Annotated in this window: 11 protein-coding genes; 10 read left to right on the plus strand and 1 reads right to left on the minus strand. The window is 61.7% G+C overall.

Translation table 11 applies throughout. From position 1 onward, the window contains the following. Window positions 1-117 precede the first annotated feature (117 nt). The 10 genes from FEZ21_RS13765 to FEZ21_RS13810 all read left to right on the plus strand — a co-directional run bounded on the left by FEZ21_RS13765 (window position 118) and on the right by FEZ21_RS13810 (window position 11,481). Window positions 118-903 carry an SDR family oxidoreductase gene (locus FEZ21_RS13765; protein WP_010656632.1) on the plus strand — a complete coding sequence of 262 codons (786 nt, stop codon included), beginning with the start codon at window positions 118-120 and terminating at the stop codon, window positions 901-903. Between the two features lie 54 nt (window positions 904-957). Continuing rightward, window positions 958-1,947, plus strand: a complete 990-nt coding sequence (locus FEZ21_RS13770; protein ID WP_003445073.1) for a bifunctional MaoC family dehydratase N-terminal/OB-fold nucleic acid binding domain-containing protein — start codon at window positions 958-960, stop codon at window positions 1,945-1,947. A 9-nt stretch (window positions 1,948-1,956) separates the two neighbouring features. Continuing rightward, window positions 1,957-3,090 carry an acyl-CoA dehydrogenase family protein gene (locus FEZ21_RS13775; protein WP_160627472.1) on the plus strand — a complete coding sequence of 378 codons (1,134 nt, stop codon included), beginning with the start codon at window positions 1,957-1,959 and terminating at the stop codon, window positions 3,088-3,090. Beyond that, on the plus strand, window positions 3,062-3,481 hold the full coding sequence (locus tag FEZ21_RS13780) for a MaoC family dehydratase (protein ID WP_003445078.1): 420 nt from the start codon (window positions 3,062-3,064) through the stop codon (window positions 3,479-3,481). The genes FEZ21_RS13775 and FEZ21_RS13780 overlap by 29 nt, the downstream gene beginning before the upstream one ends. 18 nt (window positions 3,482-3,499) lie before the next feature. Further along, entirely contained in the window at window positions 3,500-4,678 is a 1,179-nt protein-coding gene (locus FEZ21_RS13785; RefSeq protein ID WP_003445091.1) for a lipid-transfer protein, read from the plus strand. A gap of 9 nt (window positions 4,679-4,687) precedes the next feature. After that, window positions 4,688-5,857, plus strand: a complete 1,170-nt coding sequence (locus FEZ21_RS13790; RefSeq protein ID WP_003445092.1) for an acyl-CoA dehydrogenase family protein — start codon at window positions 4,688-4,690, stop codon at window positions 5,855-5,857. A 95-nt stretch (window positions 5,858-5,952) separates the two neighbouring features. Next, window positions 5,953-7,143, plus strand: a complete 1,191-nt coding sequence (locus FEZ21_RS13795; protein ID WP_003445093.1) for an acyl-CoA dehydrogenase family protein — start codon at window positions 5,953-5,955, stop codon at window positions 7,141-7,143. Window positions 7,144-7,153: 10 nt separating this feature from the next. Further along, the gene (locus FEZ21_RS13800) at window positions 7,154-8,293 is read left to right on the plus strand and encodes an acyl-CoA dehydrogenase family protein (protein WP_160627474.1); all 1,140 of its coding nucleotides are present in this window, start codon (window positions 7,154-7,156) and stop codon (window positions 8,291-8,293) included. Between the two features lie 28 nt (window positions 8,294-8,321). Further along, the gene (locus FEZ21_RS13805; protein WP_160627476.1) at window positions 8,322-10,010 is read left to right on the plus strand and encodes a class I adenylate-forming enzyme family protein; all 1,689 of its coding nucleotides are present in this window, start codon (window positions 8,322-8,324) and stop codon (window positions 10,008-10,010) included. 88 nt (window positions 10,011-10,098) lie between these two features. Beyond that, window positions 10,099-11,481 (plus strand): DUF1329 domain-containing protein, encoded by a 1,383-nt coding sequence (locus FEZ21_RS13810; RefSeq protein WP_369826385.1) that lies wholly within the window; start codon window positions 10,099-10,101, stop codon window positions 11,479-11,481. Between the two features lie 331 nt (window positions 11,482-11,812). Here the strand turns inward: FEZ21_RS13810 and FEZ21_RS13815 are convergent, their stop codons facing one another. Beyond that, complete coding sequence (locus FEZ21_RS13815) at window positions 11,813-12,166, minus strand: VOC family protein (protein ID WP_160627478.1); 354 nt, start codon at window positions 12,164-12,166, stop codon at window positions 11,813-11,815. Window positions 12,167-12,207: the final 41 nt, after the last annotated feature.

The raw sequence follows: 12,207 nt of genomic DNA on the forward strand, positions 1-12,207 counted from the left end.
CCACAGCGTGCGCTGGATTGTTGCGTTCGCAAGAGGGCGCTTCATCGTCCGTTCAGACGACGAGCAGCCCCCGGATTGCCCCTAGAGTGGCTCCATCAGTAGAAAAAGGAGCTCGTCATGGGCCAACTCTCAGGGCTGGACTACAGCGGCAAAGTGGTGCTGGTCACCGGCGGTACCAAAGGCATCGGTGCAGGCATTGCCCGCAGCTTTCTGGAGGCCGGGGCGCAGGTGATCGTGTGCGGCAGGACTGCACCTGAGGCGTTGCCGCAGGCAGGTTCTGCGCAAGCGCTGTTCATGGCTTGCGACGTGCGTGATGTGGATTCGCTTAAAGCCATGTTTGCGGGGATTGCTGCCGACTTCGGTCGCCTCGATGTGGTCATCAACAACGCCGGTGGCAGTCCGTCCGCCGATGCCGGCAGCGCTTCGCCACGTTTTCACGAAGGCATTATCCGCCTCAACCTGATCGCCCCGCTGAATGTCGCGCAACAGGCCAATGCCTTGATGCAGCAACAGGATGGCGGCGGTTGCATTGTGTTTATCGGCAGTATCAGCGCCTTGCGCGCTTCCCCGGGGACCGCGGCCTATGGCGCGGCCAAGGCCGGGATACTGGCACTGGTGCAATCGCTGGCGGTGGAGTGGGCGCCCAAAGTGCGCGTGGTGGCGGTCAGCCCGGGGCTGGTACGCACCGAGCAGGCGCATCTGCATTACGGCGATGAACACGGCATTGCCGCAGTCAGCGCCGGGATCCCGGCAGGGCGCATGGCGCTGCCCGAGGACATCGGTAACGCCTGTCTGTTTATCGCCTCGCCCATGGCGGGGTATGCCAGCGGCTGCAATCTGCTGCTGCACGGCGGCGGCGAACGTCCGGCATTTTTGGGTGCGGCGCAAAGCGCTGCTCACTGATCGACCTTCAGCGGCGGCCAGTGGGTTGCCGCTCTCAATTTGCAGGAGACGAACTTGGCTGATTCTCAATTGCTAACCGACGTGCGCGCCCTGGTGGGGCGTGAATATGGTCGCGTCTACGCCTGGGACGAAGTCAACGCCCCGATGATCCGCCAGTGGTGCGAGATCATGGGCGTGGACAACCCGCTTTATACCGACCCGCTGTTTGCCGCCAACAGCGTGCAGGACGGGCTGGTGGCGCCGCCTGCAATGCTGCAGGTGTGGTGCATGGAAGGCTTTCACCTGAACAACTATGCACCGGGCTCGACCACCGAAAACCCCTACGAAGTGCTCAAGCTGATTGAGTCGTATGGCTATGGCTCGGTGGTGGCGGTCAACTCCGAACTGACGTTCAAGCGCAACGTCCGTCCGGGGGAAAAGCTCTACTACACCACCCGGCTGGACTCGGTGGGCGACGAAAAAACCACCGGTCTTGGTACCGGATTTTTTGTCACCCTGGTGATGAGCTACTTCGTTGAGCACAAAAGCGGTGACGAGGAAGTCGGCGAGTTGCTGTTCCGGGTATTCAAATTCCGTCCGGCCAACCCCAAGGCGGCTGAAGCGGCCCCGGCAAAAGTTGAAACCGCCCCTGTGGTCAAGCGCCCCAAGCCGGGCATGAGCGATGACACGCGGTTTTTCTGGGAAGGCTGCGACGCGGGCAAGTTGTTGATCCAGCGCTGTACCCAGTGCCAGACCCTGCGCCATCCACCGGCGCCGGTATGCATCGAGTGCCATTCGTTCGACTGGGACAGCGTGCAGGCCAGCGGCCGCGCCAGCCTGTATTCGTTCGTGATCATGCATTACCCCGAAGTCGCGCCGTTCGACCATCCCAACCCGATCGGCTTGATCGAGCTGGAAGAGGGCGTACGCCTGGTGGCCGGACTGGTGGGGGTCAAGCGCGAAGAGCTGAGCATCGGCATGCCCTTGCAACTTGAGTTCAAGACCTTCGACGGCGAACTGACGTTGCCGTTGTTCCGGGCACTTTCTTTACCGGCAGCCGAGTAAGGAGCGAGCATGGATTTCGAATTCACCGAAGATCAACACGCTATCGCCGAAATGGCCGGTAGCGTATTTGCCGACTACTGCACCGATGACCGCTTGCGTCAGTTCGACACCAGCGAACATGCCTTTATGGAGCCGCTGTGGCAACTGTGCACAGAGACCGGGCTGCAGGCTTTGGCCATCCCTGAAAGCCACGGCGGCAGCGGGCTGGGCATGACCGAGTTGCTGACGGTGCTCGAGGCCCAGGGCAGGGCTCTGGGGCAGGTGCCGTTGTGGCGCCATCAACTGGCCGCAGCAACCCTGGCCGCTTGGGCTGATCCGGTCTTGCAGGCATGGGCCACGGATGCGGCTGCCGGTCGCGTCTTGTTGACCCTCGACCTTGGGGGCTTGAGCGGTGCCCGGGGCCTGCAATTACAGGCCACTGCGCAGGGCCAGGGCTGGAGCCTTGACGGTCGGGTGGCCGGCCTGGCTCTGGCCGGACAGTCACAGGCGGCGTTGCTGCTGGTGAGCGTCGAGGGTCAGCCGCGGCTGGCATTTGTCGAGCTGGGCGCTGCGGCGATCAGCCATGTGCCGGGCCGTATGACCCATGGCGAAGCGGTGGCTGATTTGTCCATCGACGGGCTGTTTATCACTTCGCAACAGTTGCTGCCGGCCTGCGCCCTGGACTGGCTGGAACCACGCAGCATCGCGGCACTGGCGGCATTGCAGCTGGGGGTCAGCGCCGAGCAGATCCGTCGCACCGTGGAGTATGTCAGCGAGCGACGTCAGTTCGAACGCAGCATCGGCAGTTTTCAGGCGGTGCAAATGAGCATGGCCAACGCGCACATCGCCCTTGAGGCGTTGCGCAGCAATCTGTGGCAGTTGTGCTATCGCCTGGATGCCGGCTTGCCCGCGCCGTCCGAGGCCCTGGCCACCGCCTGGCATGCCTGCGAAGCAGGTCATCTGATCGGGCACAACGCCCAGCACGTACACGGCGGCATTGGCGTCGATCTGACGTACCCGATGCATCGCTTTCTCTACTGGAGCCGCGCTTTGGGCTGTGCCCTGGGTGGATCGGCAGCATGCCTGGAACGCCTCGGCGACTGGCTGAGCCATAACGACAAGCTGGGATGGAAATATGACCTTGCAGAACACCAAGCGCTTTGACGATGTGCGCCCCGGCGAAACCTTGCCGGCCCTGGCGATCCCGATCACCGTGGGTCTGGTTACCGGCGGCGCCATTGCCACCCGTGACTATTTCCCGGGTCACCATGATTTGAACGCTGCCCAGGCCCTGGGCTCGCCGCACATTTTTATGAACATCCTTACCACCAACGGTCTGGTGCAGCGTTATGTCGAAGAGTGGGCGGGCCCCGAGGCGCGTTTTGCCTCGCTGAAGATCAAGCTCGGCGCGCCGAATTACCCCGGCGACAGCATGACCTTCAATGGCGCAGTCACCGGACTGGATGCTGCCACCCGCACGGTGGAAATAACCCTTGGCGGCAAAAATTCGATGGGCAACCACGTGACCGGAACGGTCACGCTGGTTCTGCCCTGATAGCGGGAGACAGCACACATGACGCAATCGTCACTTTCCGGTAGCGCCGCCATTGTTGGCCTGGGTGCGACCGAGTTCTCGAAAAATTCAGGGCGCACCGAGCTGCGCCTGGCACTTGAAGCGACCCTGGCCGCCCTTAAAGACGCCGGAATCGACCCGTCCGAAGTTGAAGGTTTCAGCTCTTACTCGGTGGATAAAGTCCCGGAATACGAAATCGCCCGCTTGCTGGGCTGCAAGGACGTCAAGTTCTTCTCCCAGGTGCCCCATGGCGGGGGGGCCGCCTGTGCGCCGATCATGCACGCGGCCATGGCCGTGGCCACCGGTGTGGCCAAGGTTGTGGTGGTGTACCGCGCCATGAACGAGCGTTCGTGGTATCGCTTCGGCAGCGGCAGCTACGGTTTCGCCTCGACGCCGATTTTCGAAAACGTCAACTACGGCTGGTACATGCCCCACGGCCTGCACACCCCGGCGTCATGGGTGGGCATGTTTGCCCAGCGCTACATGCACACCTATGGCGCCACCTCCGAAGACTTCGGTCGGGTTGCGGTGGCGGTACGTGATTTTGCCGCGACCAACCCGGCCGCATTCTTTTACGGCAAGCCGATCACCCTTGAAGAACACCAGGCTTCACGCTGGATTTGCGAGCCGCTGCATTTGCTCGACTGCTGCCAGGAATCCGACGGTGCCGTGGCCATGGTGATCACCTCGGCCGAGCGGGCCAAAGACCTGCGCCAGAAGCCGGTGACGATCAAGGCCGGTTCGCAGGGGATTACCTCGGGCCAGCAAATCATGACCTCGTTCTACCGCGACGACATTACCGGCCTGCCGGAAATGGGCGTGGTTGCCAAAGAGTTGTATCGCCAGTCGGGTCTAGGGCCCGAGGCGCTGCAAACGGCGATCATTTACGATCATTTCACGCCGTTTGTACTGCCCCAGCTCGAAGAGTTCGGCCTGTGCGAACGCGGCGAAGCCAAGGAATTCATCCGCGCCGGGCACCATGCCCGCGGCGGCAAGTTTCCGATCAATACCCACGGCGGACAATTGGGCGAGGCCTACATCCACGGCATGAACGGCGTGGCTGAAGCCGTACGCCAGGTGCGTGGCACTGCGGTCAACCAGGTCGACAGCGTGGAGAACGTGCTGGTGACCGCCGGTACCGGCGTACCCACCAGCGGCCTGATTCTTGGTACGGCCTAAGGAGCTCACATGTTCGTCGACCTCACACCCGAACAACACGCCCTGCGCCTCAAGGTGCGGGACTATTTCCAGAACCTGATGACCCCGCAGCTGCGTGAACAATTGCGCGGCAAAGAGGGCGGCGAGCTATACCGCGACACCATCCGCCAGATGGGCCGTGACGGCTGGCTGGCGGTGGGCTGGCCCAAGGAACACGGCGGCCAGGGTTATGGTCCTACCGAGCAATTCATCTTCTTTGAAGAAGCCAATATTGCCGGTGCGCCGCTGCCGTTCGTGACCATCAGCACGGTGGGGCCGGCGTTGATGGCCCACGGTACCGAGCTGCAAAAAGCCAAATTCCTGCCGGGCATCGCCGCGGGCGAAATCATTTTTGCCATCGGCTATTCCGAGCCGGATGCCGGCAGCGACCTGGCGGTGCTGAAAACCACCGCCCGGCTGCAAGGCGACGAGTTTGTGGTCAATGGCACCAAGCTCTGGACCTCGGGCGCCGAGTCGGCCGATTACATCTGGCTGGCGGCCCGTACCGACCCTGAGCGCCCACGGCACAAGGGCGTATCGATCCTGATTCTGGACACTGCGGCTGAAGGTTTTACGACCACTGTGATCCCGACCACCAGCAACCCGACCGCCGCCACTTACTACGACAACGTGCAGGTGCCCCGGGACATGCTGGTGGGCGAGTTGCACGGTGGCTGGAAGTTGATCACGGCGCAGCTCAACCATGAGCGGCTGGGGCTGGGGGCATGGTCCGACAAGGTGGCAGGGCTGTTTCGCAAGGTCTTCATGTGGGCCCGTGAGGCCGACGAGCAAGGTGTTCGCGCCACCGACAAAGCGTGGGTGCGGGCCGGTCTGGCGCAATGTTATGCGCGGCTTGAAGCCATGCGCCTGATCAACCTGCGGATTGCCGCTGACCTGGAGCGCGAGCGCATGGACGTTGCGCTGGCGTCGACCACCAAGGTTTACGGCTCGGAGTCGGCGATCGAGATTCTGCGGCTGCTGAGCAACATCGTCGGGGCCAACGGACTGATTCAAGGCGGCTCGGCGGCGTCGTTGTTGCAAGGCGAGCTGGAGTACGAAGTACGTGCCTCGGTGACCCTGACCTTTGGTGGCGGCACCAACGAGATCCAGCGCGAGTTGATTGCCCAGTTCGGCCTGGGCATGCCGCGTACCCAACGCTGACACCCATCACCTAACCGCAGGAGCGAGCTGTGCTCGACAAATAGCTCGTTCCTGCATGTGTTGTGTCAGCAGGTGACCATTTACAGGTGAAACCCATGAACGCCATTGATCAGTTCAGAGAGCAAACCCGCAGCTGGCTTGAGGCCAACTGTCCGCCCTCGCAGCGTAAAGCCATTCCTGAAGGCGAGCTGGTGTGGGGTGCGAACGAGGTCGAGTTTCCCAATGCCGACGCCCGGCTGTGGTTCGAACGCATGCGCGACAAGGGCTGGTTCTGTCCGGACTGGCCACAGGCGTATGGCGGCGCCGGGCTGAGCGAGGAATACAACGCGGTGCTGGAAAGCGAGCTGCGCCGTCTTAAATGCCGGCCGCCGCAAATCAATCTGGGCATCTGGATGCTCGGCCCGGTATTGCTGGAATTCGGCACTGAAGAACAAAAGAAAAACCTCCTGACCCCGATGACCCGTGGCGAAGTGCGCTGGTGTCAGGGTTTTTCCGAGCCCAATGCCGGCTCGGATCTGGCGAGCCTGAAAACCTCGGCCCGGGATGCCGGCGATCACTTCGTGGTGGATGGCAGCAAGATCTGGACCTCCTATGGTGACAAGTCGGACTGGATGTACGCCCTGGTGCGCACTGATCCTGCGGCCAGCAAGCACACGGGGATCAGCCTGATTGTTCTGGACATGAAGAGCCCCGGGGTCAGCGTTGCGCCCATTGATTTGATCAGCGGAAAATCGGCGTTCTGCCAGGTGTTTTTCGACTCCGTCAAAGTGCCTAAAAGCCAGCTCATCGGTCCGTTGCACGGTGGCTGGAACCTGGCCAAGCGCCTGTTGCAACACGAACGCAAAGCCATGTCCAAATTCGGCGAGTTCAGCCTGCCGACGCATTTCCACTTGCTGCCACTGGTCAACGAGTACTTGCCCGAGCCATCCGGCCAGGGCGAGTTGGCCCTTGCAGCCCGTGCCGTGGCCTGCGCCATGAACGAGCAAAGCTACAACCTGACAGTCCAGCGCATGGGCCAGGAGGCCCGTGCCGGGCAGGACGTCAGCGGGCTGATGTCGATCATGAAGCTGGTGCACACCGAACAGGAACGCGACAAGTTCGAGGTGTTGCTGGACGTGATGGGGTATCACGCTCTGGGCTGGGACAAGGGCGCTTTCAGCCCCCAGGAACAGGCCATCACCCGCGGCTGGTTAAACAGCTTTGCCCTGACGATTTCCGGCGGTGCGTCGGAAATCCAGCTCAATGTTATCGCCAAGCGGGTCCTTGGCCTGCCTGACGTGAAGTAAGGAACTCAGCATGAACCTGGTTTATAGCGAAGATCACCGGTTGTTGGCCGACAGCGCCCGAGAGTTCCTGGCCGCGCGCAGCCCCGTATCGCGCCAGCGCGCACTGCGCGATGAGGGCGGTGTCAACGGTTTTGACCCGCAACTGTGGCAGGACGCTGTGGCGCTGGGCTGGAGCGCGATTCCGTTCCCGGAAAATCTCGGCGGCCTGGATTTCGGCTGCATGGGCCTGGGGCCGATATTTGAGTCCATTGGCAGCAACCTCAGTGCCTCGCCGCTGCTTTCAAGCGTGGTGCTCAGCGGCTCGTTGCTGCACCTGCAGGGTAACGCCGGGCAACAGGATCGCTGGTTATCGGCGTCTATCAGCGGCGAGCGCCGCCTGGCGCTGGTCCTGGACGAAGGCTCACGCCACAACCCGGCGAACGTGGCGTTGCAGGCGGTGCCGAATGCAAACGGCTACAGCTTGAGCGGCAACAAATATTTTGTCATCGACGGCGTGGGTGCGGATGCCTACCTGGTGGTCGCCAAGGGCGCAGGAGCGGGCCTTAGTCTGTTTCTGGTGGCCGCTGATGCCCCGGGCCTGAGCGTCCAGGCGCTGCCGCTGATCGACTCGCGCAATCATGCGCGACTGCAGCTGGACCAGGTCCAGGTCGGGCATGACGCGCTGCTGGGTGAACCCGGATCCGCAGGCCCGGCGCTCGAGATTGCCCTGGACCGCGGCCGCGTGTGCCTGGCTGGCGAAATGCTGGGCATGGCCGAGAAGCTCTTCGCCATGACCCTCGACTACCTGAAAACCCGGGTTCAGTTTGACGTCAAGATCGGCTCCTTTCAGTCACTGCAGCATCGCTCTGCCGAGCTGTACGTGCAGATACAACTGGCGCGCAGTGCGGTGATGGCCGGGCTTGCGGCGCTGGACGACAGCCGTCTGAGCGCCGCCGAGCGCCAGCGCTTTGCCAGTCTGGCGAAGTGGAAAGCGGGGCAGATGGCCCTCAATGTCGCCAATGAAGCGGTGCAAATGCACGGCGGGATTGGCGTAACCGATGAGCTGGACGTGGGGCTGTTTCTGAAACGCATACGGGTAGCCCAGGCGAGTCTGGGGGATGCCGATTACCACTGCGAGCGCTACGCAGATCTGATGCCCGCGCACGCCTAGGCCGATTGCCAGTCAGGAGAATAATAAGATGAAGCTTGAACAGTGGCAGAGCGCCTGGCAGCAATTGACTGGTGCCGGCTCACCTTTTGAAGTGGTCACCCAGCCGGGGAGCGGATCGAAGCATTTTCGGCATACCGCTGCCCACGTCTGGGCTGCAATCGACAGTGGCCGGGTGCATGGCGAGCGCGAGTTTCTGGTGTGGGAACAACAGCGTCTGACCTTCAGCCAGTTTTTCGATCAGGTGGACCGGCTGGCCGGCCAGCTGGTGCATCGTTTCGGCGTGCGTCAGGGCGACCGGGTGGCGATTGCCATGCGCAATCAGCCCGCGTGGCTGGTGGCGTTTGCGGCCATTCAGCGTTGCGGCGGGGTGTGCGTCCCCCTCAACAGCTGGGGCCTGCGCGACGAGCTGTTTCATGGTCTGCAGGACAGCGGTGCACGGCTGTTGCTGTGTGACGAGCCGCGCCTGCACTTGCTCGATGGCGACTTGCGCGAACAGGGGTTGGCGACGATTGTGGTCGGTCTGTCCGCCGGCCAGTTGCTGGCTGAACACTGCCAGCGTCTGGAAGATCTGCTGGCGGCCCCGGTGCTGACTGCACCGGCCCTGAAAGTGACGGCCGATGACCCGGCCATGATCCTCTATACCTCAGGCACCACCAGCTTGGCCAAGGGCGTGCTGTCGACCCATGGCGCGGTGTGCCAGGCCCTGGTGGCACTGGAGTTTCAGGGGGCGTTCTGTGCCCTGAGCTCGCCGGAGCGTATCAGCGTGGTGATCAACTGCGGCTATGCCCCAACCACCTTGATGGCAGTGCCGTTGTTCCATGTCAGCGGCCTGCATGCGCAATTCCTGCTGGCCTTGCGCAGCGGTCGCCGCTTGTTGCTGATGTACAAGTGGGACGTGGAAAAGGCTCTGGACCTGATCCGCGATGAACATTGCACCCAGTTCAACGGCGCGCCGGTGATGATGCAACAACTGCTGACCTCGCCACGTTTCGGCACGGCCGATACCAAGAGCCTGTTCGGCCTGGGGCTGGGGGGCGCGGCGCCGTCCAGCAGTCTGTTGGCGCATCTGACCCAGCGCAAACCGGAAGCGGTGGGTGGCAGTGGTTACGGCCTGACCGAAAGCAACGGGATTTGCGCGGCCATCGGCGGTGATCAGTTTGTTTACAAACCGGCTGCTGCCGGCTGGCCATTGCCGATCGTCGATGTGCGTATCGGTGACAGTCCGGACCGGCCACTGCCCAATGGCGTCAGCGGGCTGATCTGGATCCGTTCACCGACCTTGATGAGCGGTTACTGGAACCTGCCCCAGGCCAGCGCCCAGACCTTGCGCGATGGCTGGCTCGACACCGGTGACATCGGCCTGCTGGATGACGAAGGATTTCTCTATATCACCGACCGGGCCAAGGACTTGATCAACCGTGGAGGGGAGAAAATATCCGCAGCCGAAGTGGAGTCCTGCGCCTGTGAAATGCCTGGCGTGATCGAAGCCGCCGCCTTTTCGGTGCCGGACGATTTGCTGGGGGAAGTGGTGTTCCTGGTGGTGCGCGGTGACCCGTCCGACACCCCGGACAGCGAGGCGGTGCGCAGCTTTATCGCCCAGCGTCTGGCGAGTTTCAAAGTGCCGGCGCAGATCCATGTCCAGCACACCCCTTTTGCCCGCAATGCGTCGGGCAAGATGCTCAAAGGTTTGCTTAAAGAGTTGTTGGTAACGCCCTGAGTAGTCTTTGTGGACGATGTAGTCGCCGGCAAATGGCGAAGAATGGACGCATACCCCTTAGCAAGCTTTTACGCGTAGGAGGCAATACATGAAAATAACAAGAACAGGCGTAATGCTCGCAGCCGCCATGTCCGTCAACGTACTGGCCATCGGTCCGGCTTTTGCCCAGGTGTCTGGCGCAGAGGCAGCCAAACTGGGCAAGGAGCTGACCTGTGTCGGTGCTGAGCAGGCCGGTAATGCGGCGGGCACCATCCCGCCGTACACCGGCAAATACCTGGGCGAAGTACCGGGTTGGAACCACGTTAAATTCTCCGGTGACCAGCCAGTGGATCCCTATGCCGCTGAAAAGCCGATTGTGGTGATCACTGCGCAAAACATGGCCCAGTACGAAGACAAACTCACCGAAGGCCAGAAAGCGCTGTTCAAGCGTTATCCGACCACTTACAAGATGAACATCTACCCGGGCCACCGTGATTTCCGCTACCCGGACTACGTGTGCCGGCGCGCCATGAGCAACGCCCTGAACGCCAAGCTGGTGAACGATGGCATGGGCATTGAAGGTTTGGGCCAGGTCCCGTTCCCTATCCCTAAAAGCGGTATGGAAGTGTTGTGGAACCACCAGTTGCCGGCCCGTGCCTGGACCGAAGAAAAAACCAGTGATCTGGCCTCGGTTCTGCCCAATGGCAGCATTGGCTGGGGGCGTGCCTATGCCCGGGGCCTGTCGCAGGCCAACTCACCGATTGTTGAACCCAAAACCGAAGACAAAATTCAGGCCATGGGCAACAACACCACCCTTAAACCGGCGCGTGACAACGGTGTGATCAGCATCTCCCACGAACCCTACGACTTTCAGACCAACCCGCGTCAGGCCTGGAGCTACAGCCCCTCGACCCGCCGCGTGCGCTTGCTGCCCGGCTATGGCTATGACCAGCCGATGATCGGCACCAACGGCACCATGACAGTGGATGAAGACCGCCTGTTCAACGGCTCGCCGGAGCGCTACACCTGGAAGCTGCTGGGCAAGCGTGAAATCTACAGCCCGGCCAACGCCTACAAGCCGAACGCGGGGACGGTGAAATACGCCGACATGCTGACCCCCAACCATCCCAACCCGGACCTGATGCGTTATGAACTGCGTCGTGTGTGGGTGGTGGAAGCCGATCTGAAAGAAGGCTATCGCCACCTGTACGGCAAGCGCGTGCTGTTCATCGACGAAGACACCTGGAACGCGGTGATGGCGGACAACTACGATGCCCGTGGGCAATTGTGGAAGCACGCGATGGTCAACTACTACTACCACCCTGACATGAGTGGCTGGCAGGCGGGTTCCCAGTTCTTCATGGACTTGAATTCGGGGCAATACACCGGCTACGGCATGACCAACGAAGCCAAGAAAGGCCCGATTCTCAATGAAGGCAAATTCACTCCCGACCAATACACCGCCGATGCTGCGCGGGCGATGGGGCGTTAAGCAAGTGGTCATAAGCTAGCAGCTGCAAGTAACAGCAAGAGCCCTGTCGGTTAACGACGGGGCTTTTTGTTTTTACCGCTGTAACGGGTTGCCGGGTTGTCTTTATCGCTGGCAAGCCAGCTCCCACAATGGGATGTGATCGGGGTTGCAGAACCTGTGGGAGCGAGCTTGCTCGCGAGCTTTTTAGCGGCCTTATATTGAAAACCGGGTGACTGTGGACTGCTTGAGAAGCTCGCGAGCAAGCTCGCTCCTACAGATGAAATATGTGATCGGGGTTACAGAACCTGTGGGAGCTGGCTTGCCAGCGATGCTCATGGCGCAGTTTTATATTCTAGCCCTGGGTCCAGACCGCCAGTTCATAGCCATCCGGGTCGGTGAAATGCAGGCGGCTGCCGCCCGGGAAGGAGAATTCGGGGCGGGAGATGCTGCCTCCGGCCTGGAGGATGGCCTGTCGGGCAAGGGCCAGGTCGTCGGCGTACAGAATGATCAGCGGGCCACCCGGGCGCACCGGCTCGCCAGTGGTGAAGCCGCCGCTCAAACGGCCGTCGCTGAATTCGGTGTAGGCAGGGCCATAGTCGGTGAACGTCCAGCCAAACACGGCGCCATAGAAGGCTTTGCTGCGCGCTATGTCGTGGACGTTGAATTCGATGTTGTCGATTCGATAATGGCGGGGGTCGGTAGTCATGGTTATCTCCTTGAAACTCAGCACTATAGCTGCACTCAGGA

The organism is Pseudomonas sp. 9.1(2019), assembly GCF_009910445.1.
Taxonomy (GTDB): domain Bacteria; phylum Pseudomonadota; class Gammaproteobacteria; order Pseudomonadales; family Pseudomonadaceae; genus Aquipseudomonas; species Aquipseudomonas paraversuta.